The following is a 23,840-nucleotide window of genomic DNA, read 5'->3' on the forward strand; positions in this document are numbered from 1 at the left end:
AGAGCGCGACGATCTTGGGCGTGAGCAGGCCGTGAACACGGCCACGAGTTCCTGCGTGGGTGCTCCAGCGGCTCGACGTAGGCTTCGCCAGCATGACGCCCGTGCCCGCTGCTCGCCCGATCCCGACCTACCCCCCGGCCCGCCGCGACGACCTCGTCGAGGACCTGCACGGACGGCCCGTCGCCGATCCGTACCGCTGGCTCGAGGACGTCGAGGCTCCCGAGACGGTGGCGTGGTCGACGGCCCAGGACTCGCTCTACGGGACCTTCCGCGACCGGCTCGCGGCCGCCACGGCCGAGGACGGCCCCTGGTCGACGCCCGTGCTCACGGCCCGGCTGCAGGCGCTGCTCGGCGCGGGCTTCGTCGGCGCCCCCGCCTGGCGCGGAGACCGGCGGTTCTTCATGCGGCGCACCGGCGACCAGGAGCACGCTGTGCTCGTCGTGGTCGAGCCCGACCCGCACGAGCCCGGCGCCGTGCGCGAGCGGGTGCTGCTCGACCCCGTCGACCTCGATCCCGCGGGCACCACGACGCTCGACGCCTGGCAGCCCAGCAAGGAGGGGCACCTGCTCGCGTACCAGGTCTCGGCGGGCGGCACCGAGGAGAGCGTGCTGCACGTGCTCGACGTCGCCACGGGTGAGCTCGTGGACGGCCCGATCGACCGGGCTCGCTACTCCCCCGTCGCCTGGGTGCCCGGCGGCGAGGCGTTCTACTACGTGCGCCGGCTCCCGCCTGAGGACGTGGCGGCCGACGAGCGCCAGTACCACCGGCGGGTGTGGCTGCACCGCGTGGGCACCGACCCGGACCAGGACGTCGAGATCTTCGGCGCCGGGATGGACATGACGAACTACTACGGCGTCGCCCTCACGCGCGACGGACGCTGGCTGACGGTCTCGGCGTCGGCAGGCACCGCACCGCGCACCGACGTGTGGATCGCCGACCTGACCGCAGGCGGCACGCAGGACCCGCGCTCGCCCCTCGCCCTCGAGGCCCCGCGATTCACCGAGGTCGTGGTGGGCGTCGACGCAGGCACCCACGCCTGGGTGGGCCGTGACGGTCGCCTCTACCTGCACACCGACCTCGACGCGCCCCGCGGCCGGCTCGCGGTGACCGACCCGACGTCGCCGGGCGTCGCGCACTGGCGCACGCTGCTCGCCGAGGACCCGGTCGCTGTGCTCGAGGACGTCGCGTTCACCGACGCGGGCGACGACGCGGGCCCCGGGGGCCACGACCCCGAGCTGCTGCTCGTGAGCCGTCGCCGGCACACGGTGAGCGAGGTCACGGTCCACGACCCGCGCACCGGCGAGCAGCTCCCGGGCGAAGCCGGCCACGTGCGGCTGCCGGGCCTCGGGTCCGTCTCGGGCCTGGTCACGCGCCCCGAGGGCGGGCGCCACGTGTGGTTCTCCTACACCGACCACACGACCGTCTCGACCGTGCACGTGCTCGACGCGGCCACGCTGACGACCACGGTGTGGGCCGCGCCGCCCGGCGCCCTGGCCGACGTGCCCGACGTGCGGGTCCACCAGCTCGAGACCACGAGCAAGGACGGCACGACCGTCCGCGCGTTCGTCGTCGCCCGGGCCGACACGCTCGACGCCGACGGGCGCCCCCTCGCCGAGGCCCCCACGATCCTCTACGGCTACGGCGGCTTCCAGGTCTCGCTCGACCCCGCGTACTCGGCCGCGACCCTGGCCTGGGTCGAGGCCGGCGGGGTGTACGTCGTGGCCCAGCTGCGCGGCGGCGGCGAGGAGGGCGAGGAGTGGCACCGGGCCGGACGCCGCGGCGACAAGCAGAACGTGTTCGACGACTTCCACGCGATCGCCGAGCAGCTCGTCGCGGACGGCTGGACGAGCCCCGACCGGCTCGCGTGCTGGGGCGGGTCCAACGGCGGTCTGCTCGTCGGTGCGGCCCTGACCCAGCGCCCGGACCTGTTCGCGGCCGTGGTCTGCTCCGCGCCGCTGCTCGACATGGTGCGCTACCAGCGTTTCGGCCTCGGGGTCACCTGGACCGACGAGTACGGCGACGCCGACGTGCCGCGCGAGCTCGACTGGCTGCTGGGCTACTCGCCCTACCACCGGGTGGTCGAGGGCACCGAGTACCCCGCGACGCTGTTCACCGTGTTCGAGGGCGACACCCGCGTCGACCCGCTGCACGCACGGAAGCTGGCTGCCGCGCTGCAGGCCGCGACGAGCGGCAGCCCGGCCCTGCGCCCGGTTCTGGTCCGGCGCGAGACGGGCGTCGGGCACGGCGGGCGGGCCCTGTCCCGGACCGTCGCGCTCACGGTCGAGCAGCTCCAGTTCGTCGCAGACCGCACCGGTCTGACGGGAAAGGAGGTGGACCGTGGCTGACGTGGTCACCGTGCTCCGCACCGCGCTCCTCACCGCGACCCCGGCGCCGTCGCCGTCGGGGTCCGCCACGGCGTCCGGAACGGCCACGCCGTTCGGCCTGCCCGACACCGACGAGGTCAAGGAGGGCACGAAGAACGCCTTCGCCTGGCTCCTGGACGCACCCCTCAAGATCCTCGTCATCGTCGTCGTCGGCGCGATCACCCTCCTGGTCCTGCGACGCATGATCCGCTCGATCACGAACCACCTCGCCGAGGGGACCCCGTTCTACGAGCGGGGCGTCCTGCGCCCGCTCGGCCAGAGCGAGGTCGGCGCCAAGCTGTCGCGGGCGAACCCGTTGGCCACGGCCCGCCGCGCGCAGCGGGCCCGCACCCTCGGCACCGTGCTGCGCTCGGTCGCCACGATCGCGGTCGGCACGATCGGTCTGCTGCTGGTGCTCGACCAGCTCGGGGTCAACCTGGCGCCGTTCGTGGCCTCGGCGGGCATCGTGGGCGTCGCGCTCGGCATCGGCGCGCAGAGCGTCGTCAAGGACTTCCTGGCCGGGATCTTCATCCTGCTCGAGGACCAGTACGGCGTGGGCGACGTGGTCGACCTCGGCCCCGCGACCGGCACGATCGAGGCCGTCGCGCTGCGGGTGACCAAGCTCCGGGACGGCAACGGGACGCTCTGGTACGTGCCGAACGGGACGCTCACCCGCGTCGGGAACAAGACGCAGGTGTGGGCGCGGGCCGTCGTGGAGGTGAAGGTCGACTACTTCGCCGACCTCGACCGTGTGCGGACGCTGCTCACGCAGGCCGCGGCGGAGGTCGCCTCCGACACCGTGGTGGGGCACTACCTGCGCGAGGACCCGGTGGTCACGGGGATCGAGGACCTCAGCGTCGAGGCTGTGACGCTGCAGGTCGCCGTCAAGACCGACCCGGCGATGCAGTGGGAGGTGGCCCGTCAGCTCCGGGTCGCCGTGCGACGCGTGCTCGAGGAGGCCGGGATCCCGCTCGGTGGCCAGCGCGACCTGCTGGCCCAGCACCGTGACGAGGGCTCGTCGACGCCGCGGGAGTCGTGAGCCCGCGGCCCGCGACCCTTCGGCCGCGGGCCGCCGCTCGCGGTCAGCGCAGGCTGTCGAGCTCGGCCGCGAGGTTGTCGGCCTCGGGGCCGACGATCACCTGGATGACGCGCCCCGAACGCACCACGCCGAACGCGCCCGACGCCTTGAGGGCTGCCTCGTCCACGTGCTGCGGGTCCGTCACCTCGACGCGCAGCCGGGTGATGCACGGTTCCAGATCGACCACGTTCGCCTCGCCGCCCAGTGCCGCGAGGATCTGCTCTGCCTTGCTCATCGAACTCCTTCTCGGTCACGCAGGGGACATGCGCGCACCTTCGACCAAGGGTAGTCCGCGCTCGCCCGGCTGGCGCAGCCCGGCTCTGCAGGTGAACACTCGTCGGGTGACGAGGAGGTCCCGGACGTGAGCGCACCCCAACCCATCGTGGTCACCGGCATCGCGGTGAGCCCTGGTCGGGCGGTCGGACCGTGCGTCCGGCTGCCGGACCCCGTTCCCGAGCCGCCGTCCGGACGCCGCCTCGCACCCGGCGAGGACCCGGGCGTCGCTGCCGAGCGGATCGGCCCGGCCGCCGAGCAGGTGCGCGCGATGCTCGACGCCGACGCGGACCGCGCGCAGGGCGAGAGCCAGGAGGTGCTCCGCGCCACAGCCACGATCGCCGCGGACCCCACGCTCGTCGCTGACGCCCAGCGCCGGGTGCTGCACGACCACCTGGTGCCCGAGCGTGCCGTGTGGGAGGCCGCCGCCGAGGTCTCGGCCCAGTTCGAGGCCCTCGGCGGGTACTTCGCCGAGCGGACCCGGGACATCGCTGACGTGCGCGACCGGATCGTCGCCCAGCTCACGGGCCGACCGGCACCGGGCCTGCCCGAGCACGCCGAACCGTTCGTGCTCGTCGCGGAGGATCTCGCCCCGGCACTGACCGCGACGCTCGACCCGGCCCGGGTGCTCGGCATCGCCACCGCGTCGGGCGGACCGACGTCGCACACAGCGATCCTCGCGCGCGCCCTCGGCATCCCCGCGGTCGTGGCGGCCCGGGGGGTCACGGGGCACGTGGTCGACGACGACCTGGTGCTCGTGGACGGCGCGACGGGCACCGTGACCGTGCACCCGCAGGACGAGCAGGTCGCCGCCGCGCTCGCGCTCGCCGCGCAGGTGCGCGTCTTCAGCGGTGAGGGCCGCACCGCTGACGGTCGCCGCGTCGAGCTGCTCGCGAACGTGGGCGACCCGCGCGACGCACCCGCCGCGGCCGAGGCGGGTGCCGAGGGCGTGGGGCTGCTGCGCACCGAGTTCGGCTTCCTCGACCGCACCGACGCGCCCAGCGTCGCCGAGCAGGTCGCCGCGTACCGTCAGGTGCTCGCGGCGTTCCCGGGGCGCAAGGTCGTGGTCCGCACCCTCGACGCCGGGGCCGACAAGCCGATGCCGTTCCTCACGAGCGACACCGAGGCCAACCCGGCGCTGGGCGTGCGCGGGCTGCGGACCGCCGCGGCGCACCCCGAGGTGCTCGAGGACCAGCTCACCGCGATCGCGCAGGCCGCAGCCGCGGAGCAGGCCCGCGTGTGGGTCATGGCCCCCATGGTCGCGACGGTCGACGAGGCCGAGGACTTCGTGGCCCGCGCCGCCCGGCACGGCCTCGACGTCGCCGGGGTCATGGTCGAGGTGCCCAGCGCCGCGCTCATGGCCGGCTCGATCCTGGCCAGCGCCAAGTTCGCGAGCATCGGCACGAACGACCTCACGCAGTACACGATGGCCGCGGACCGGCTGCTCGGGACTGTCGCCGAGCTGTCCGACCCGTGGCAGCCCGCCGTGCTCCAGCTGATCGCGACGACGTGCGCGGGCGGAGCCCAGCAGGACCGGCCCGTGGGGGTGTGCGGCGAGGCGGCGGCCTCCCCCGCGCTCGCAGTCGTGCTCGTCGGGCTCGGGGTGAGCTCGCTGTCGATGACCCCGCGCGCGCTGCCCGACGTCGCCGCCGTGCTTGCCGCCGTCACGTCGGACGAGTGCCGCCGGCTCGCCGAGCTCGCGCTGAGCGCACCGACCGCCGCGGCCGCCCGTGCGCGGGTCCGCGCCGAGCTGCCCGTCCTCGCGGAGCTCGGGCTGTAGGCGCGCGCACCGACGGTGTGGCGCAGGCCACGGCTGCCCGCGGCGACGACGATGGGAGACTGTGCGGGTGACCTCGACCGCCCCTGACGACTCGCCCCTCCGCGCCGACACGCTCTACGCGGCCATCGGTGGCCACGAGACCTTCGTGCGGCTCGTCGAGGAGTTTTACCGCGGGGTGGCGACCGACCCGGTGCTGGTCGACATGTACCCCGAGGAGGACCTGGGGCCCGCGACCGAACGCCTGACCCTGTTCCTCGAGCAGTACTGGGGCGGCCCCGGCACGTACTCCGAGACGCGCGGCCACCCCCGCCTGCGCATGCGCCACGCGCCGTACAAGGTGAACCCCGACGCCCGCGACCGGTGGCTCACGCACATGCGCGCCGCGGTCGACTCCCTCGGGCTGGCCCCGCTGCACCACGCGCAGCTGTGGGACTACCTCGAGCGCGCCGCCCACTCGATGATCAACACGTTCGACGACTGACTCCTGGCAGCACGCCCCCGGCGTGAGACGCTGCCTCCACCATCCCCCCGACGTTGGCAGGTACGTACCCGATGACTTCGCAGCCCGCTCTCCCCGACGAGCACGACCCGGTCCGCGCCGTGCTCGACATCCTCGACGTGGTGCCGGCCCCCGGCACCGCTGACGTCTTCACCGGGGAGAGCCTGGCTCAGCCGGGCGGGCGCGTGTTCGGCGGGCAGGTCCTGGCCCAGGCGCTGCTCGCGGCCGGGCGCACGGTGCCCGACGGACGGCTGCCGCACTCGCTGCACGGGTACTTCCTGCGGGCGGGCGACGTGCGCGAGCCCATCGAGTTCGCGGTCGAGCGACTGCGCGACGGCCGGTCCTTCACGGCCCGGCGCACGCACGCCCTGCAGGGCGGCACGCCCATCCTGTCGATGATCGCCTCGTTCCAGGAGGCGCAGCCGGGCATCGAGTACGCCGAGCCCCTGCCCGTCGTCCCCGCCCCCGAGGACCTGCCGTCCGTGCTCACGCAGCTCTCGACAGCGGACCACCCGCTCGCGACGTTCTGGGCGCGTGAGACGCCGTTCGACATGCGGCACGTCGATCAGCCGATCTACCTGCGGCCAGACCCGGCCACCCCCGACCGTCAGCGCGTGTGGATGCGTGCGCGCGGCCCGGTGCCCGACGACCAGCTGCTGCACCGCGCGCTGCTCGCGTACGCGTGCGACCAGGTCATGCTCGAACCCGTGCTGCGCCGGGCCGGCCAGAGCTGGGCCGCCCCCGGGCTGTCGATCGCGAGCCTCGACCACGCGATGTGGTGGCACCGCGACGTGCACGTCGACGAGTGGCTGCTGTACGACCAGTCGAGCCCGAGCGGCCAGGGCGGACGCGGCCTGGGTGCGGCCCGCATCTTCGCCCAGGACGGCACGCTCGTGGCGAGCATCGCGCAGGAGGGCATGGTGCGCGTCCCGCAGGGCTGAGGTGCACCACCGGCGTCCCCGGCTCAGACTGCGGTATGGCTGATGCCGGACCCGCCCCCACCGACCTGCTCCCCGAGCCCGTCGCCGACACCCTGCCCGGGCTCGTCCCGGGGCTCGGGCCCGACGGGCGCGCGCGGCCTGACGCGCCCCTCGTGGCCGTCACGGGCGTCACGGGCTACGTCGGCGGACGGCTCGTCCCGGAGCTGCTCGCGGCGGGCTACCGGGTGCGGGCCGTCGCGCGGCACCCCGAACGCCTGCGCGGACGGCCCTGGTACGACGACGTGGAGGTCGCAGCGGCCGACGCCGCCGAGCCCGACCAGATCAGGCCCGCGCTCGAGGGCGTCGACATCGCCTACTACCTGATCCATTCGCTGGGCGCCGGGCGGCGCTTCGAGCAGCGGGACCGGCACACCGCCCTGGTGTTCGGGCGGGCCGCGCGCGAGGCGGGCGTGCGGCGCATCGTCTACCTCGGCGGCCTGTACCCCGAGGGTCAGGAGCTCTCCCCGCACCTGGCCTCACGGACCGAGGTCGGCGAGATCCTGCTCGCGTCGGGCGTGCCGACCACTGTGCTGCGGGCCGCCGTCATCCTGGGCTCGGGCTCGGCGTCGTTCGAGATGATGCGGTACCTCACCGAGCGGCTCCCCGCGATGACGGTGCCGCGCTGGGTCGACAACCGCATCCAGCCCATCGCGATCCGTGACGTGCTGCGCTACCTGGTCGGCTCGGCCGCGATGCCGCCCGAGGTGAGCCGGGGCTTCGACATCGGCGGCCCCGACGTGCTCACCTACCGCGACATGATGCAGCGCTACGCGGCCGTCGCGGGGCTGCCGCGGCGGGTCATCATCGGGGTGGGGGTGCTCACGCCCCGGCTGTCGAGCCTGTGGGTCTCGCTCGTCACCCCCGTCCCGTCGGGGCTCGCGCGGCCGCTCGTCGAGTCGCTCGTGCACGAGGTCGTGTGCGACGAGCACGACGTCGCCCGCTGGGTGCCCGATCCGCCCACCGGGCTGATCGGCTTCGACCGGGCGGTGCAGCTCGCGCTCCAGCGGGTGCGCGCCCGGGACGTGGTGACCCGGTGGTCCTCGGCGTCGGTCATCGGCGCCCCGAGCGACCCGCTGCCCAGCGACCCCGGATGGGCGGGCGGCTCGTTGTACGTGGACGAGCGGCGCGTCGAGGTCGAGGCCTCCCCCGCGGCGCTGTGGCGCGTGATCGAGGCCGTGGGAGGCGAGCGCGGGTGGTACTCGTGGCCGCTCGCGTGGCACGTGCGGGGTCTGGCCGACCGGCTGCTCGGCGGCCCGGGGCTGCGGCGCGGGCGGCGCGACCCGCGTCGGCTGCTGGTGGGCGACGCCGTGGACTTCTGGCGGGTCGAGGAGGTGGTGCCGGGGCACCTGCTGCGGCTGCGCGCCGAGATGCGGCTGCCCGGCCTGGCGTGGCTCGAGCTCACGGTCGAGCCCGTCGGCCCCGACGAGGACGCCCCGCCGACGGTCTTCGCGCAGCGCGCGCTGTTCCACCCGCACGGCCTCCTGGGCCAGCTCTACTGGTGGAGCGTGTACCTGTTCCACGGGGTCGTGTTCGGCGGGATGCAGCGCAACGTCGCCCAGGCCGCGCAGACGGCCGAGCGGGCCCGGACCGACCGTCCGGACCCGCTCGTCACCCGGTGAGCCCGGGGGTGGTCAGTGTCTGCGCCGCCGCAGCTCGACGGGCGCCTCGACGTACGGCTCCCAGGCGGCACGCTCGGCCGGCCCGATGCGGCGCGGTGCGCCGGTCGACGAGTCGACCAGCACGAGCGTCGTGACCGCGCGCGCGAACAGCTCGCCGTCGGCCCCCGACGGGGCCTCGCGCACCTCGTAGGAGATGTCGAGGCTCGCCCCGCCCAGCCGCCCGATCCACATCTCGATCGTCACCGGGGTACGTCGGTACACGAGCGGGCGCAGGTACTCGATCTCCTGCGCGGCCACGAGAGTCGACGTCTCGGCGCCCGGTCCCGCGTCGATGACAGCTGTGGGCCACCGGGGTGCGGACGGGTCCTCGGCGCTCACGGGGTGACGCCAGAACACCTCGATGCGCGCCTCCTCGAGGAGGGTGAGCATCGCGACGTTGTTGACGTGCCCGTAGGCGTCGAGGTCCGACCAGCGCAGCGAGACAGGGACGTGGAGTCGGGTCATCCCGGCAGGCTCAGTCGCGCGTGAGCTTGCGGTACGTGACGCGGTGCGGACGCGCCGCGTCGGTGCCCAGGCGCTGGACCTTGTTCTCCTCGTACGAGGCGAAGTTGCCCTCGAACCAGTACCAGTTGGACGGGTTCTCCTCGGTGCCCTCGTACGCGAGGATGTGCGTCACGACGCGGTCGAGGAACCACCGGTCGTGCGACACGACCACGGCGCAGCCCGGGAACTCGAGCAGAGCGTTCTCGAGCGAGCCGAGGGTCTCGACGTCGAGGTCGTTGGTGGGCTCGTCGAGGAGCAGCAGGTTGCCACCCTCCTTGAGCGTGAGCGCGAGGTTCAGCCGGTTGCGCTCACCGCCCGAGAGCACGCCGGCGGGCTTCTGCTGGTCCGGCCCCTTGAAGCCGAACGCGGCCACGTAGGCCCGCGAGGGCATCTCGACGTTGCCGACCTTGATGTAGTCGAGCCCGTCCGAGACGACCTCGAACAGCGTCTTCTTGGGGTCGATGCCCCCACGGGACTGGTCGACGTACGAGACCTTGACCGTCTCGCCGATCTTCAGCTCACCGCCGTCGAGCGGCTCCAGGCCGACGATCGTCTTGAACAGGGTCGTCTTGCCGACGCCGTTCGGGCCGATGACGCCCACGATGCCGTTGCGCGGCAGCGAGAAGCTGAGCCCGTCGATGAGCGTGCGGCCGTCGAAGCCCTTGTTCAGGTCCTTGGCCTCGAGGACGATGTTGCCCAGGCGCGGGCCCGGCGGGATCTGGATCTCCTCGAAGTCCAGCTTCCTCGTGCGGTCCGCCTCGGCGGCCATCTCCTCGTAGCGCGCGAGGCGCGACTTGGACTTGGTCTGGCGGCCCTTGGCGTTCGAGCGCACCCACGCGAGCTCTTCCTGCAGGCGCTTCGCGAGCTTCTGGTCCTTCTTGCCCTGGATCTCCAGGCGCGCCTGCTTCTTCTCGAGGTACGTCGAGTAGTTGCCCTCGTACGGGTACAGCCGACCGCGGTCGACCTCACAGATCCACTCGGCGACGTGGTCGAGGAAGTACCGGTCGTGGGTCACGGCCAGGATCGCGCCGGAGTACTGCGACAGGTGCTGCTCGAGCCACACCACGCTCTCGGCGTCGAGGTGGTTGGTGGGCTCGTCGAGCAGCAGCAGGTCGGGCTTCTCGAGCAGCAGCTTGCACAGTGCGACCCGGCGGCGCTCGCCACCGGACAGGACGGAGACGTCGGCGTCGGCCGGCGGGCAGCGCAGGGCGTCCATCGCCTGCTCGAGCTGGGCGTCGAGGTCCCAGGCGTCGGCCGCGTCGATCTCCTCCTGGAGCTGGCCCATCTCGGCGAGCAGCTTGTCGAAGTCCGCGTCGGGCTCGGCCATCAGCGCAGAGATCTCGTTGAAGCGATCGAGCTTGCCCTTGATCTCGGCGACGCCCTCCTCGACGTTGCCGAGGACCGTCTTCTCCTCGTTGAGCGACGGCTCCTGCATGAGGATCCCGACGGTGTAGCCCGGGCTCAGCCGCGCCTCACCGTTCGACGGCTGCTCCAGCCCCGCCATGATCTTCAGGATCGTCGACTTGCCCGCACCGTTCGGACCGACGACGCCGATCTTCGCGCCGGGCAGGAAGTTCAGGGTGACGTCGTCGAGGATGACCTTGTCGCCGTGCGCCTTGCGCGCCTTGTACATGGTGTAGATGAACTCAGCCACTGGCTCTTCGTCCGCCTCGGTGCTCGGGGGTGGTGGGGCCTGGTCCGTCGGGCCGCGTGCTCCGCGGCTCGACGACGGACCAGGCCGCTGCTGTCCGCGCCCCAGCCTAGGCGATCACCCGACCCGCGCGAGCGCCCGCGCGTCGGCCGCGAAGGCGTCGGCGTCCGCCTCGGGGTCGATCACCGACACCTGGTCGGCGAGCTCGTCCGGAGCGGCCTCGTCGTCGGGCTCGGGGCCGTCCTCGGAGCCGCCCCGGGCACGGGCGTCGGACGCGTCCTCGGGGTGCACGGTCCGGGCGAACCGGGCGGTGCCGTACGACAGGTCGGGCCCGACGGCGATCGCGTCGAGCACCAGGGTGGTGCGGTTGCCCTCGGGCGCCGCCCACTCGTCGGTCGACAGGCGGCCGTGCACCACCACGGGGTCGCCCTTGCGCAGCGACTCGGCGATGTTGCGCGCGGCGCCGCGCCAGCACTTGACGGTGAACCACTCGGTGCGCCCGTCGCTCCACACACCCCGGTCGCGGTCGAACCAGCGGCGCGTGCTGGCCATCCGGAACGACGTGAACGGTGTGGTGCCGGGTCCGCCGGGGTAGTGCTTGGGCTCGGTGCCCAGCCAGCCGACCAGCGTCAGGGTGAGCTCGTTGGTGCTCATGCGTCCTCCTCGTCGTGGCCGGCGGTGGCCGGCGCGTGAGGACAGCGTCGAAGGTGGCGGTGGAGGCCGACAGCCGCCCGTGGCGCGCCAGCACGGTGCAGACCGCCAGCCAGGGCTGTGGGTGGGTGGTTCTGCGGAGGTCAGGCGGTCGGTGCCACGTCGCGCATCGCGTCGTGCGCGAGTTCGCGCACCCGCCGGTGCTCACCGAGCACAGCTGCTGCCGGTTCCGCGAGCCCGGCCCGGGCGACACCCTCGAGCGCGGCCCGCCCGTCGCGCAGCACCCGCTCGGCGCTGCGCCGCGCCGTCGTGCGCCGCACCAGCAGCGCACCGCTTGCGAGCACGACCGCCACGACCGCGAGCACGACCGCCGTCGGCAGCGCCCAGCCGTTGGCCGCCTGGCCACCGCTCACGCCCATGAGGCTCACACCCCCGGCGATCGAGCCGACCAGCAGGGCCAGCACCCCCAGCCCGACGGCGACCCCCAGCGCCCACGTCACGAGCCGCGAACGCCGCGCCACCACGGTGACCGACGCGAGCGCGCCGTCCACGTCCGCCCGCAACGTGTCCGACGAGACGACCCGCTCCTCGAGCGCCGCCTGCCACCGGCGCGGCACCGCCCGGGTGATCGCGTCCAGCCAGGCGGACCGGGCCAGCGAGACCGTGTCGGCCTGCACCGCACCGAACGTCGGTACGCGCGAGGCTCCCCCACGCACGACGGCACCCACCGCGTCGGCGATCGCCGGCAGCCCGGCGGCCTGCGCCAGGGTGTCCACGACCTCGGTCACGTCGAGCTGCTCGGGCCCGGGCTCACGATCGGCCACCTGACCCGCGAGCAAGGTCGCCGCGTCATGGATCTCGGCGCCCACCCGGTCGGCCGCGACCGAGCGGCGACGCACCACGCCGGCGAGCCGGTCACGCAGCTCGGGCACCCCGTCGCCCGTGCGGGCCGATGCCGGACGCACCGGGACGCCCTGCAGGCCGTCCTCGACGAGCAGCCGCGACACGTCCGCCGCGAGCTCCTCCCGCATCTCGGGCGCGACCGTGTCGATCTGGTTCAGCACGACGGACATCGCGCCCTCGTGGCCCACCAGGTGACGCAGGTAGCCCGAGTGCAGCGCGTCGTCGGCGTACTTCTGCGGGTCGACGACCCACACCAGCAGGTCGGCCATCGGGAGCAGGCGGTCGACGACCGCGCGGTGCGCGGGCTCGATCGAGTCGTGATCGGGCAGGTCGAGCATCACGAGGCCACGCAGCGGGGCCTCGGTCTCGCCGTCGAGCAGGCTCTCGCGCTCGATCCGGCGGTCCGGCGCCACCCCCAGCCAGTCCAGCAGCTCGCCGCCGTCCTCACCCCAGACGCAGGCCGTGACCTGCGACGTCGTGGGTCGCTTGACGCCCACGTCCGCGAACTCCAGTCCGCAGATCGCGTTGAAGAGCGACGACTTCCCCGATCCGGTGCCGCCCAGGAGCGCCACGATGGTGTGGTCGACACCGAGCGCGAGACGTTCACGCGCCCGGTCGACCACGACTGCGACACGATCGGCCACCGCGGGGTCCAGCCGCTCGGCGCCCGTCGCCCGGGCCTCGTCGAGCTGCTCGACGCGCGCGGACAGCGCAGCCGTCTGCGCCCCGCGCACGTCACCGTGCACGGCCGCGGCCCCTGTCGTCACGTGCGCCTCCGTCATGTCAGTCCCTTGAGCACAGCGAGCCGCAGCCGCAGCAGCGACGCGGCGTCGTCGGCCAGGTCGGGCTGGTCGAGCACCTCGGCCGCGGAGGCCCGCTCGTGCGCCACCTGTGCCGCGGCGCGCTCGGCGAGCTGGTCGCGGAGCTCGTCGCACGCCCACGTGCCCGCGGCGCCCAGCAGGTCGGTCAGCATCGCCCGAGCCCCCTCGACGCCCGCAGCCCCCGCGAGCGCCACGGCGGCGAGCCCGTCCTCCCCGAGCGCACGCTCGGCACGGGCGGCACGACGCACGGCCCGCGCCGTCTCCCGGGCGCTGCGGACCGGGTCACCGGCCTCGCCTGCCCGGACCAGCGCCGCGCGGGCGATCTCGTTGCTCGTCGCCGCCCAACCCGTCGCCGCCTCGTGCGCGGTGCGGGCGCGTGACTCGACCCGCCCCTCGGCGGGCCACGCGGCGTCGAGCGACGGGCCGCCCGCCGGCGCCTCGATACCGCTCAGGTGGATGCGCATCGACTGCTCGGCGTACGCACCGGCGGCGGCCAGGTTCGCGGCCGCCGAGCTCGTCACGTCCCGCACGAGCGGTGCGAGCGCCTCGCTCCGGGAGCGACCGGACCGGCGCGAGCCCCGCACCCGGCCCGACGGGCGCACGACCCCCGCGAGGGGTGCGCCCGCGGTCGTGAGCTCGGTCCAGCGGGCCCTCGCCGCGCCGTCCGCCACGGCGCCGCCATGCACAGCGGCCCGCGCCCGCTGCTCGGGGGCGTCGACCGCCATGTCGAGCTCGGCCGCGAGCACGGTGGCCGCATCGGCCTGCGCCTGCACGGCCTCAGCCAGCTCGTCGACCCAGGGCCGGAGCGCACCCAGCGAGCCGCGCAGCGTCCGCCCGATGACGGTCCGGGCGCGGTCCGGGCCTGCGAGCATCGTCAGCCAGCGCATGATCGGGGCCACGACGGGCGCGGCGAGCTGCCCCTCGTGCGGGCCGACGTCGGGCACCACGAACAGCGGTGCGCCCTGCAGCCCGTACGTGCGCAACCGTTCGAGGAGGTCGCCGCGCACGGTCGGCAGCGACGCGGGGGCGACGCGGTTGAGGACCATCGCGATCGACGCACCGCGGTCGACAGCACCCTGCAGCACCTGCCACGGGAGCGCGTCGCCGTAGCGCGCAGCGGTCGTCACGAACAGCCACAGGTCGGCGGCCTCGAGGAGCCGGTGCGCCGAGGCGCGGTTCGACTCGAGCACCGAGTCCAGGTCGGGGGCGTCGAGCAGCGCGATGCCGCGCGGCACCCGCTCGTGCGCGACCACCTCGACCGACTCGAGGACGGGGTGGTGCGCGAGCAGGTCCGCGTCGTCGGGGTGGTGGGCCAGAACGGGTCGCCGGGTGGTGGGCCGCAGCACGCCGGCGGCCGTCACCTCGGCACCCAGCAGCGAGTTCACCAGGGTCGACTTGCCGGCCCCGGTCGAGCCCGCGACCACGACGATCGCGGGGGCCGAGAGCTCCTCGAGCCGCGGCACGAGGTGGTCCGAGAGCTGGTCGACCAGGCGCTCGCGTGACGCCCGGGCCTTGTCGACGCCCGGGATCTCGAGCGGGAAGCCCGTTCGTGCGACGTCGCGGGCGAGGTCACGCACGGCGTCGAGCAGGCTCGTCGCCGCGAGCGGTCGCGCGAGCACCCCTTCAGCCACGTCGGTCCCCCCTGGTGCGATCACAGGCCATATCCTCACCCGCGGATCTGTGCAGTCCAAACGCACGCGCCGCGCCAGGGCTGCGGGGTCGCTCACACCTCCCGTGGCACCACCGGCCCGGCACTAGGCTGGTGGGCCTGCCCCCATAGCTCAATGGATAGAGCAACGGCCTTCTAATCCGTAGGTTGCAGGTTCGAGTCCTGCTGGGGGCGCTCCTCGACCCGGTCTGCGCACCCGCACCCGCACGCCGAGAGTAGGGCGCACCGCCTCACGGCAACAGGGGTGCGGCAGCTCAGCCCACGTGCGGATCGCCTGGCGGCGGCGCGGTGGCAGACCGTCGGAGCAGGTGCAGGCGGTCGACGACCATGACCGCCCCGAGCACAGCGACCGCGAGCGCGATCGACGCGAGCACGTCCGTCAGGAAGTGGTAGCCCAGGTACAGCCGGCTCAGGGCGACGAGCACCACACCGACCACGGTGCCGAGCGCCCAGCCGACGACGCCCCGCGCGCTGTCGTGCCGGCTGGTCGTGAGGTAGGCGGTGACGAGCAGCAGCGTGGCGGTGCCGAGGGTGTGGCCCGACGGGAACGAGGCCGTGGACTCGGCGCCGGGCACCAGCATCGTGTCCTCGGGCGGCCGGGGACGGTCCACGAGGCCCTTGACGGCGAGCGAGAGCGCTGTCGAGCCGAGCATCGCCGCGACCAGCAGCGCGGGACGCCACCGTTCGTGCCGGGCGACGGCCCACACGACGGCCGCGACAGCGACCAGCACCGGGAGCACGGTGGGGCCCGAGACGAACGTGATGACCTCGAGCACGGCGGTCAGGCCCGGGCCGCGCCGGTCGACGAGCCACGTGAGCACCGGCCGGTCGACCGTCGTCAGGTCGTCCTGCTCGCGGACCGCGTCGAGAAGCCCGGCGAAGACGACGAGGCCGAGCGCGACGAGCACGAGCCCCGGCGCCACCGCGCGGACCAGGGGGCGGCTGCGCAGCGACCGCTCGCGGGGCGGCGCAGGTGCCGGGCCGTTCGCCATCCGCCGACCGTACCCGTGACCGTGCGCGGGCGCCCCGGGCCGCCGCGGCCCCGGCGCCGTCGGCAGCGACGAACGACCGAAAAAGGGATGACTCGGCGCCCGTCCGGGTGGTGTCGTTGACCTACCGCGGTGCACTCCACGGGCCCGGCCAGGCCCGACCCCAGCCACACCCCTGGAGCACACCATGCACCCTTCCCTGACCTACGACCTGCTGCTGCTCGACCACGCGCAGCGCCTCACCGACGCTCGGGACGAACGCTCGCGCCGACGCGACGAGCAACCCGGCACCATGACCCGGGGTCGCCCACCTGAACGCGTCCACACCCCGCACCCGATGCTGCTCCGCCCCACCTTCGAGGGGCTGAGCGTCATCGGCGGGATGCGGTGACGTCCCGGGTGCGTGCACGCGCGCGCACCTTCCACCCGGACGCGGGTCGCCTTCTCGGCGGCCCGCGTCCTCTGTGTCGTGGCCGACTGCGTCGTGGCCGACGTGGAACCATGCACGCATGGAGCCCCTGAGCCGGTGCAGCCCGTCCGGGGCACAGCACGCCCGAGGACCGGCCTGATGGCGCGCCGCACGACGCGCGACACCCCCGGCTCGCGGGCCGACACGGTTCGCGCCGTCGTCCGCACCGTGGCCGAGCGCCTCGCGTTCGGCGTCGCCTCGGCCGGGACCACGTCGCTCGTGCTCCTGTGGGGCGGCATGGCCTGGTCGTCGGCGCGCCTCGCGGGGGTCGCCGCGGGGGCCCTCGTCGTCGTGGCCGCGTGGGTCGCCTCGACCGTGCCCGCCCCGCCCGCGCCACCCGCACCACCGGCACCGCCCGCCCCACCCCGCCCCGTCGCCGCCACGCTCGAGACCGAGCGCGAACACGGCAGGTCCTGACAGCGAGGGACCGTAGGCTGGCGGGGTGACGACACTGACGACCAACGGCAACTCGAGCTCCGACCGGATCGTGTGGATCGACTGCGAGATGACAGGCCTCGACCTCTCGGCCGACGCGCTCGTCGAGATCGCAGCCGTGGTGACGGACTCGGAGCTCAACGTCCTCGGGGACGGCGTCGACGTGGTCATCGCCCCGCCCGCCGCGGCGCTCGAGCAGATGAACGACTTCGTGCGGAACATGCACACCACCTCGGGGCTGCTCGATGACCTGCCCGGCGGCACGACCATGGCCGAGGCGCAGGAGAAGGTGCTGGAGTACATCCGCGCCTGGGTGCCCGAGCCCGGCAAGGCGCCCCTCGCGGGCAACTCGGTGGGTACCGACAAGGCGTTCCTCGAGCGCGACATGCCGGGCCTGATCGGGCACCTGCACTACCGCGTGATCGACGTCTCGTCGATCAAGGAGCTCGCGCGCCGCTGGTACCCGCGCGTGTACTTCGCCTCCCCCGAGAAGAACGGCGGCCACCGCGCGCTCGCCGACATCCTCGAGAGCATCGACGAGCTGCGCTACTACCGGGCGGCCCTGCTCGTGCCCCAGCCCGGGCCCGACTCGAAGACCGCGAAGGCGGTCGCGGCCGACGTCGTCGCGACGAGCGTGACCAGGGTCCGCACCCCCGAGACGGGCGCGTCGGCACCCGCCTGAACGATGCGCGTGTGAGGCACCCCCTCAGACCCGGTATGCTTCTTCTCGCCCCGTCCGCGGGGCAACGGCATGGTGGGTATAGCTCAGCTGGTAGAGCACCTGGTTGTGGTCCAGGGGGTCGCGGGTTCAAGTCCCGTTACTCACCCCATGACGAAGGGCGTCGCACTCCTCGAGGGTGCGGCGCCCTTCGGCGTTCCCTGGCACGCACAAGAGCGCGGCCGGCACGGGCGCGGGCCGCACGGTCGGGAGACCGTGCGGCCCGGCACGTCACAGGCGCGCGACGATCGCGTCCGCGTAGCGCTCGACGGCCTCGGGGACGAGCGTGAAGAAGAACGACGGCTCGATCACCTCGAGCTCGAGGACGACCGGGTTGCCCTCGTCGTCCGGGATCAGGTCGACGCGCGTGTACAGCAGCGGGCCGTCGACCCCGGGCACGAGGTCGGGCAGCGCCGCCACGACGCGCTGGGCCACGTCGAGCTCGTCAGCGCTCGGCTCGCGCACGGTCATGACCTCGTCCTTGTACAGGACGCCCTCGCTCTCGCCCGGACGGAACGGCCCGTCGAGCAGCGGTCCCTTGCGCAGCGTGTGGCTCAGCTCGCCGTTGAAGAACACGAGGGCGGACTCCCCCGCGCTGTCCACGTTGCGCAGGTAGCGCTGGATCATGACGTGGCGCCCTGCGCTCAGCAGGTTCTTCGCGTGCGTGATCGCCATCGAGCGCTGCGGCGTGACGCCCGCCTCGTAGCGGCCCGTGTCGCGTGAGCCCGCGCTGATCGTGGGCTTGATGACGAAGTCCCCGAATGCCGGGAACCGCGAGTGCACGCGGCGCGAGTCGTAGTTCTGCTCGGGGTCGAGCCAGATGGTCGGCACGATCGGCAGTCCCGCGCTCTCGAGCGCCCGCTGGTAGACCTTGTCGGTGTTCCACGCGATCACCGACGCGGGGTTGAACAGCCGCGTGACGGACTCGACGCGGCGCGTCCAGTCGAGGAACTCGGCGGGGCGCCCGGTGTAGTCCCACGTCGAGCGGATGACGACCGCGTCGTAGACGGACCAGTCGACCGACGGGTCGTCCCACACGACGGGCTCGGCGCCGACGCCGCGGGCCGCCAGCGCGGGGATCAGCGGGGCGTCGTCGGCCTCCAGGTCAGGCAGCGAGGAGCAGGTGGCGAGGGCGATGCGCGCGGTGGTCACCTGGGCAGAGTACCGAGTGGGACGTCAGGAGGGTGTCGGGCCGGTCACGCGGTGCAGCGCGGCGACGAGGCCGTCCGCGTCGACGGTTCCGACCGGGGCGCCGTCGCGGTGCACCGTCACCCGTCCACCCGGCACGCGTGCCACGGCCGCGAACACGTCGTCGAGCGGTGCCCCCACCTCGACCACGGCATCGCTGCGCGTCCCCCCGGCGCCCAGCCCGTCGGCCGCGCGGACGTCCTCCGCCGTGAGCGGGGCGAGGTCCTCGGGCTCGAGCCGTCCGAGGGTCAGGAGCCGCACCGCCGCGCCCGTGCCGACCAGCTCGGCCACGGCAGGGCTCGCCGGTGACGAGAGCACGGTGACGGGCGGCGCGAGCTGTTCGAGGTGCCCCCCGCGGCTCAGCACCGCGACCCGGTCCGCGAGCCGCACGGCCTCGTCCACGTCGTGCGTCACGAGCATCACGGTGGTGCCGAGCTCACGCTGGATGCGGCGGAACTCGACCTGGAGCCGGCGCCGGCCGACGGGGTCGACCGCACCGAACGGCTCGTCCATGAGCAGCACCGGCGGGTCGGTCGCGAGCGCCCGTGCGACGCCGACCCGTTGACGTTCACCGCCCGAGAGCTCGTGCGGGTAGCGGCGCGCGTACCGGTCCGGGTCCAGCCCCACGAGCTCGAGCAGGTCCCCGACCCGCGAGCGCGTGCGGGCGCGGTCCCAGCCGAGGAGGCGGGGCACGGTCGCGACGTTCTGCGCGACGGTGCGGTGCGGGAACAGGCCCACGTGCTGGATGACGTAGCCGATGCGGCGGCGCAGCCCCACCGCGTCGACCCGGGTGATGTCCTCGCCGTCCAGCAGGATGCGCCCCGAGGTCAGCTGCACGAGCCGGTTCGTCATGCGCAGCGTCGTGGACTTCCCGCACCCCGACGGGCCCACGAGCGCGAGCAGCTCGTGCTCGTGCACCGCGAAGGAGAGGTCGTCGACCGCGACGGTGGCGTCGGGGTACTCCTTGCGCACGTGCTCGAACACGATCACGTCGGTCATCTGCCGGACGCTACCGGTTCACCTGCGTACCGTCGCGCGTGTTGGCCGCGGCCGGTACGTTCGCTCCCGTGCTGCCCCACGCGACCACGAGCCCCCCGGCTAACCCGTGGCTGTCGTGGGAGTACGTCCAGCGCAACTGGCACGACCTGCTGACGGCGCTCGGGCAGCACACGTCCCTCACCGTCCAGGCCGTGCTCGTGGCGCTCGTCATCGCGCTGCCGCTCGCAGCACTCGCGCACCTGCGTCCGCGCCTCGCAGGGCCCGTTCTGGGGACCACCGGGGTGCTGTACACGATCCCCTCGCTCGCCCTGTTCGGGCTGCTCGCGCCGTACACCGGCATCGGGCGCACCACAGTGCTCATCGGCCTGGTCACGTACGCCCTGCTCGTGCTCGTGCGCAACATCCTCGTCGGGCTGCAGGGCGTGGACGAGGACGTGCGGGACGCGGCGCGCGGGCTCGGCTACGGACGGGCGCGCATGCTGCTGCAGGTCGAGCTGCCCAACGCGCTGCCCTCGATCGTGGCAGGGGTGCGCCTGGCGACCGTCACCACCGTCGCCCTCGTGACAGTGGGCGTCGTGGTCGGCTACGGCGGCCTGGGCCAGCTCATGTTCCGGGGGTTCCGCAGCCGGTACCACGCCGAGATCATGACCGCGACGATCCTGTGCCTGCTGCTCGCGCTCGCCTTCGACCTGGTGCTGTACCTGCTGGGTCGGGCCCTGACGCCGTGGTCGCGCACGGTCCGGGACGGGTGAGTCCGCCGTGGACGTGCTGTCGGACGCCTTCGCATGGCTCAACGACCCGCTCAACTGGACGGGGCCCTCCGGGGTGCTCGCGCTGACCCGCGAGCACGTGCTCATCTCGGTCGCGGCGGTGGTCCTGGCCGCTGTCGTGGCGCTCCCGGTCGGGGTGTGGCTGGGGCACCGCGGCAGCGGCGGGACGCTCACCGTCGTGCTCGCGAACACCTCGCGCGCGCTGCCGACGTTCGCGCTGCTCACGATCTTCGCCTCGACGGGCCTGTTCGGCGCGACCGCGACGACGCTCGCGGTCGCCGTCTTCGCGGTGCCGCCGATCCTCACCAACGCGTACGTCGGGCTGCGGGACGTCGACGCCGACGTGCGGGACGCGGCGCGCGGGACGGGCATGTCCGGGTGGCGCTCGCTCGTGCTCGTCGAGCTGCCCCTGGCGTTGCCGCTCATCGCCGCGGGCCTGCGCACCGCGGCCGTGCAGGTGGTCGCGACGGTGCCGCTCGCGGCACTCGTGGGCGGCACGAGCCTCGGCACGATCATCGTGTCGGGGCTCGCGGTGCAGCGGTACGGGCAGGTCGTCGCGGGTGCCCTGCTCGTCGCGGCCCTGTGCCTGCTCGTCGAGGCGCTCCTCGCGGTGGTGCAGCACGTGCTGACCCCCGTCCCGATGCGTCGTGCCCGCCGGCGACCGGCCGCGATCCCTGCCACCGACCGGGCCTGAACGACGCGTCCGGCGCCTGCCGTGTCAGACGTCACCCGTAGCGTGCGGTTCCGCAGGCAGCGCCCGGTTGCCGCTCACCCCGAACACCGGTCGAATAGCACTCGACGCGATCCGGACGCGAAAGCGTGTCCCCGAGCAGGGAGCCCACATGCGCACTCGTCGCACCACCCTGACCCTCGCAGCGGCCGGCGTGCTGCTGCTCGCCGCAGCGTGCGGCTCGCCCGGCTCGGGCGGCGGCGACGACGGCGGCGGCACCTCCTCGGCGTCGGCGGGCCTCAGCACGTGCGAGCCGGTCGCCGGCGACCAGCTCGTCGTCCTCACGGACGACAAGGGGCTGCAGAACGCTGACAACGTGATCCCCGCGGTCAACGCCCAGGCCGCCACGGACGACCCCGACCTCGTCCCGCTGCTCGACTCGGTCTCCGAGTCGCTCGACACGAGCAAGCTCATCGCGCTCAACAAGGCCGTGGACATCGACCGTCAGACCGCTGCGGACGCCGCGGCGGCGTACATCCAGGACGAGGGGCTCGAGGCGTCGGACCCGACCGCAGGGTCGGGCAAGGACGTGACGATCGGTGCCGCGAACTTCTCCGAGAGCTCGACCCTCGCGGAGCTCTACGCCCAGGTGCTCCGCTCGGCCGGGTACACGGTGAACGTGCAGACCATCGGCAACCGGGAGACGTACCTGCCCGCGCTCCAGTCGGGCGAGATCACGGTGGTGCCCGAGTACGCGGCGACGCTTGCCGAGTTCCTCAACACCAAGGTCAACGGCGACGGTGCGAGCCCGGTCGCGAGCTCCGACACCACGGAGACCGTCGCGGCCCTCACGGCCCTGGGCCAGGACGCAGGCCTCACGTTCGGCGCTCCCTCCGACGCGCAGGACCAGAACGCGTTCGCCGTGACGCAGGAGTTCGCCGACGAGCACGACGTCGCGACGCTGAGCGAGCTCGCGGAGACGTGCGGCGGCCTGATCCTGGCCGGTCCCCCGGAGTGCCCCGAGCGGCCGTTCTGCGAGCCGGGCCTGACGGACACCTACGGCATGGACATCACCGAGTTCCAGTCCTACGACTTCGGGCTGATCGGTGACGCCGTGCGCCAGGGCAAGGCCACGATCGGCCTGGTGCTCTCGAGCGACGGTTCGCTGGCGAGCTGACGAGAGCCCGCGCGGCGTCGTCCGCGCGGCCCGTCAGAGCCCGGCGGCCTCGAGCAGCCGCAGCCAGACCTCGCTGACGGTCGGGTACGACGGCACCGCGTGCCACAGCCGGTCGAGGGGGACCTCAGCGACCACCGCGATCGTCGCCGCGTGCAGCAGCTCGGCCGCGTCGGGTCCCGTGAACGTCGCACCGACCACGACGCCCCGCGCGGAGTCGAGCACGAGCTGCGCGGTGCCGGCGTACTTGTCAGCGGACACCGACGCCCCAGACACCGACCGCAGGTCGTAGCGCACGGTGCGGACGTCGATCCCCGCCTCGAGCGCCGCCTGCTCGGTGAGCCCCACCGAGGACACCTCGGGGCGGGTGAAGGTGACCTGCGGCACGGCGGTGTGGTCGGCGGTAGCGCGGTAGCGGCTCCACGGGCCCGCGGCCCGCTCGGCGGCGGCCTGCGCCGACGCGTGCTCCGAGAACCGTGCGGCGATCACGTCCCCCACGACGCGCGCGTCGTACTTGCCCTGGTGCGTGGTCCCGGTGCGTCCGGTCACGTCCCCCGCTGCGAACAGCCACCCCCCGTCGACGCCCGCGACCTCGAGCGCGTCGTCGACCACGAGCGCGGCACCCGGCTCGAGCCCGAGCACCTCGAGCCCCAGGTCCGCCGTCCGCGGGCGTCGCCCGGCTGCGACGAGCAGCTCGTGCGCGGTGAGCGTGCTCCCGTCGGTCAGTGTGAGCCGCACACGCCCGTCGACGCGCTCGACGGCGGTAGCCGCGGTGCGCATCCTCACATCCACCCCGAGCTCGGCCAGGGACTCCTCGACCTCGTGCGCGGCGAACGGCTCGACGCGGTCGAGCAGCCTGTCGCCGAGCACCAGCATCGTGACGTCCGAGCCCAGATCGGTGAAGGCGACCGCGAGCTCGCAGGCGACGACCCCGCCGCCGATGATCGCGAGCGAGTCGGGCACCTCGTCGGCCGACGTCGCCTCCCGGCTGGTCCACGGGTCAGCCTCGACGAGCCCGGGCACGGGCGGCAGCACGGGCTCGCTCCCGGTCGCGACCACCACGGCCCGCCGCGCGCGCACCACGGTGCCCGCCGGCAGCGCCTCAGGCGTCGCCGCGTCCGGCTCGAGCACCAGCTCACGGGGTCCGGTGAACCGAGCCCGGCCCCGGACGAGGGCGATACCGACCTTCTCGAGCCAGCGGACCTGTCCGGCGTCGTCCCAGTCGGACGTGAACTTGGTGCGTCGGGCGAGGGTCGCTGCGGCGTCTACGGCTCCCGTGACGGCCTCTGCGGCCCCCGGGACGGCCCGGGCGGCGGCCAGGACGGCCCCCGGGCGCAGCAGCGCCTTGGAGGGCATGCACGCCCAGTACGAGCACTCGCCGCCCACGAGCTCCTCCTCGAGGATCGCGACGCTCAGGCCCGCCCGGGCGGCGCGGTCGGCCGCGTTCTCCCCCACGGCACCACCCCCCAGCACGACGACGTCGTACTCGAGCACGTCCTGGTCCGCGTCCATGGGGTCTCCCGTCCGGCGAGGTGGTCACCCCCATCGTGCTGGAGCCGGGCTGATCCGGCAGCCGGAGCGCGCGCCTCGACGACGCG

General features: G+C 73.9%; 22 protein-coding genes and 2 tRNA genes. 14 read left to right on the forward strand and 10 right to left on the reverse strand.

The genetic code is table 11. From position 1 onward, the window contains the following. The first annotated feature begins 92 nt into the window (after positions 1–92). Both ACGIF2_RS05285 and ACGIF2_RS05290 read left to right on the forward strand, forming a co-directional pair. Complete coding sequence (locus ACGIF2_RS05285) at positions 93–2,345, forward strand: prolyl oligopeptidase family protein (protein WP_396044264.1); 2,253 nt, start codon at positions 93–95, stop codon at positions 2,343–2,345. Further along, positions 2,338–3,402: a mechanosensitive ion channel family protein gene (locus tag ACGIF2_RS05290; protein WP_396044266.1), complete on the forward strand. Its 1,065-nt coding sequence runs from the start codon at positions 2,338–2,340 to the stop codon at positions 3,400–3,402. Before ACGIF2_RS05285 ends, ACGIF2_RS05290 begins: the two co-directional genes overlap by 8 nt. 43 nt (positions 3,403–3,445) lie before the next feature. On the opposite strand, the gene ACGIF2_RS05295 is transcribed toward ACGIF2_RS05290, so the two are convergent. Further along, complete coding sequence (locus ACGIF2_RS05295; protein ID WP_396044269.1) at positions 3,446–3,676, reverse strand: glucose PTS transporter subunit EIIB; 231 nt, start codon at positions 3,674–3,676, stop codon at positions 3,446–3,448. Between the two features lie 126 nt (positions 3,677–3,802). Here ACGIF2_RS05295 and ptsP point away from each other — a divergent pair, with 126 nt between their 5' ends. The 4 genes from ptsP to ACGIF2_RS05315 all read left to right on the forward strand — a co-directional run bounded on the left by ptsP (position 3,803) and on the right by ACGIF2_RS05315 (position 8,592). Continuing rightward, positions 3,803–5,494 (forward strand): phosphoenolpyruvate--protein phosphotransferase, encoded by a 1,692-nt coding sequence (ptsP, locus tag ACGIF2_RS05300; protein WP_396044272.1) that lies wholly within the window; start codon positions 3,803–3,805, stop codon positions 5,492–5,494. A gap of 67 nt (positions 5,495–5,561) precedes the next feature. Beyond that, positions 5,562–5,975, forward strand: coding sequence for a globin (locus ACGIF2_RS05305; RefSeq protein WP_396044275.1), 414 nt, complete (start codon positions 5,562–5,564; stop codon positions 5,973–5,975). Between the two features lie 71 nt (positions 5,976–6,046). Beyond that, positions 6,047–6,934, forward strand: coding sequence for an acyl-CoA thioesterase (locus ACGIF2_RS05310; protein ID WP_396044277.1), 888 nt, complete (start codon positions 6,047–6,049; stop codon positions 6,932–6,934). 35 nt (positions 6,935–6,969) lie between these two features. Continuing rightward, positions 6,970–8,592 (forward strand): SDR family oxidoreductase, encoded by a 1,623-nt coding sequence (locus tag ACGIF2_RS05315; RefSeq protein ID WP_396044279.1) that lies wholly within the window; start codon positions 6,970–6,972, stop codon positions 8,590–8,592. Between the two features lie 12 nt (positions 8,593–8,604). On the opposite strand, the gene ACGIF2_RS05320 is transcribed toward ACGIF2_RS05315, so the two are convergent. The 5 genes from ACGIF2_RS05320 to ACGIF2_RS05340 form a co-directional block, all read right to left on the reverse strand. Beyond that, positions 8,605–9,096, reverse strand: coding sequence for an acyl-CoA thioesterase (locus ACGIF2_RS05320; protein WP_396044281.1), 492 nt, complete (start codon positions 9,094–9,096; stop codon positions 8,605–8,607). Between the two features lie 10 nt (positions 9,097–9,106). Beyond that, complete coding sequence (ettA, locus tag ACGIF2_RS05325; protein WP_396044284.1) at positions 9,107–10,789, reverse strand: energy-dependent translational throttle protein EttA; 1,683 nt, start codon at positions 10,787–10,789, stop codon at positions 9,107–9,109. Positions 10,790–10,903: 114 nt separating this feature from the next. Next, positions 10,904–11,440 carry a single-stranded DNA-binding protein gene (locus tag ACGIF2_RS05330; RefSeq protein ID WP_396044286.1) on the reverse strand — a complete coding sequence of 179 codons (537 nt, stop codon included), beginning with the start codon at positions 11,438–11,440 and terminating at the stop codon, positions 10,904–10,906. A gap of 140 nt (positions 11,441–11,580) precedes the next feature. Continuing rightward, entirely contained in the window at positions 11,581–13,107 is a 1,527-nt protein-coding gene (locus ACGIF2_RS05335) for a GTPase (RefSeq protein ID WP_396044288.1), read from the reverse strand. Between the two features lie 11 nt (positions 13,108–13,118). Continuing rightward, on the reverse strand, positions 13,119–14,816 hold the full coding sequence (locus ACGIF2_RS05340; RefSeq protein WP_396044291.1) for a dynamin family protein: 1,698 nt from the start codon (positions 14,814–14,816) through the stop codon (positions 13,119–13,121). Between the two features lie 115 nt (positions 14,817–14,931). Between ACGIF2_RS05340 and ACGIF2_RS05345 the strand changes: the two genes are divergently transcribed. Continuing rightward, positions 14,932–15,004: transfer RNA gene (locus ACGIF2_RS05345), tRNA-Arg, on the forward strand. An 80-nt stretch (positions 15,005–15,084) separates the two neighbouring features. Here the strand turns inward: ACGIF2_RS05345 and ACGIF2_RS05350 are convergent. Further along, positions 15,085–15,822, reverse strand: coding sequence for a phosphatase PAP2 family protein (locus tag ACGIF2_RS05350; protein ID WP_396044293.1), 738 nt, complete (start codon positions 15,820–15,822; stop codon positions 15,085–15,087). Positions 15,823–16,006: 184 nt separating this feature from the next. Here ACGIF2_RS05350 and ACGIF2_RS05355 point away from each other — a divergent pair, with 184 nt between their 5' ends. The 4 genes from ACGIF2_RS05355 to ACGIF2_RS05370 all read left to right on the forward strand — a co-directional run bounded on the left by ACGIF2_RS05355 (position 16,007) and on the right by ACGIF2_RS05370 (position 17,553). Next, on the forward strand, positions 16,007–16,210 hold the full coding sequence (locus tag ACGIF2_RS05355; RefSeq protein WP_396044295.1) for a hypothetical protein: 204 nt from the start codon (positions 16,007–16,009) through the stop codon (positions 16,208–16,210). 177 nt (positions 16,211–16,387) lie between these two features. Beyond that, a complete protein-coding gene (locus ACGIF2_RS05360; protein WP_396044297.1) occupies positions 16,388–16,705 on the forward strand; it encodes a hypothetical protein in 318 nt (105 codons plus the stop codon). A gap of 88 nt (positions 16,706–16,793) precedes the next feature. Then, entirely contained in the window at positions 16,794–17,405 is a 612-nt protein-coding gene (orn, locus tag ACGIF2_RS05365) for an oligoribonuclease (protein ID WP_396044753.1), read from the forward strand. A 72-nt stretch (positions 17,406–17,477) separates the two neighbouring features. After that, positions 17,478–17,553, forward strand: a tRNA-His gene (locus ACGIF2_RS05370). Between the two features lie 119 nt (positions 17,554–17,672). Here ACGIF2_RS05370 and ACGIF2_RS05375 read toward each other — a convergent pair. Both ACGIF2_RS05375 and ACGIF2_RS05380 read right to left on the reverse strand, forming a co-directional pair. Further along, positions 17,673–18,593: a RimK family alpha-L-glutamate ligase gene (locus ACGIF2_RS05375; protein ID WP_396044299.1), complete on the reverse strand. Its 921-nt coding sequence runs from the start codon at positions 18,591–18,593 to the stop codon at positions 17,673–17,675. A gap of 24 nt (positions 18,594–18,617) precedes the next feature. Further along, on the reverse strand, positions 18,618–19,628 hold the full coding sequence (locus tag ACGIF2_RS05380) for an ABC transporter ATP-binding protein (RefSeq protein ID WP_396044301.1): 1,011 nt from the start codon (positions 19,626–19,628) through the stop codon (positions 18,618–18,620). A 68-nt stretch (positions 19,629–19,696) separates the two neighbouring features. Here ACGIF2_RS05380 and ACGIF2_RS05385 point away from each other — a divergent pair, with 68 nt between their 5' ends. From ACGIF2_RS05385 to ACGIF2_RS05395, 3 genes are all read left to right on the forward strand, one after another. Next, a complete protein-coding gene (locus tag ACGIF2_RS05385) occupies positions 19,697–20,380 on the forward strand; it encodes an ABC transporter permease (protein WP_396044303.1) in 684 nt (227 codons plus the stop codon). A 7-nt stretch (positions 20,381–20,387) separates the two neighbouring features. Continuing rightward, positions 20,388–21,092, forward strand: coding sequence for an ABC transporter permease (locus ACGIF2_RS05390; RefSeq protein WP_396044305.1), 705 nt, complete (start codon positions 20,388–20,390; stop codon positions 21,090–21,092). Between the two features lie 148 nt (positions 21,093–21,240). After that, entirely contained in the window at positions 21,241–22,245 is a 1,005-nt protein-coding gene (locus ACGIF2_RS05395) for a glycine betaine ABC transporter substrate-binding protein (protein WP_396044307.1), read from the forward strand. Between the two features lie 33 nt (positions 22,246–22,278). On the opposite strand, the gene ACGIF2_RS05400 is transcribed toward ACGIF2_RS05395, so the two are convergent. Continuing rightward, positions 22,279–23,754 carry a dihydrolipoyl dehydrogenase family protein gene (locus ACGIF2_RS05400; RefSeq protein ID WP_396044310.1) on the reverse strand — a complete coding sequence of 492 codons (1,476 nt, stop codon included), beginning with the start codon at positions 23,752–23,754 and terminating at the stop codon, positions 22,279–22,281. Between the last annotated feature and the right edge of the window lie 86 nt (positions 23,755–23,840).

The organism is Cellulomonas sp. P22, assembly GCF_044392165.1.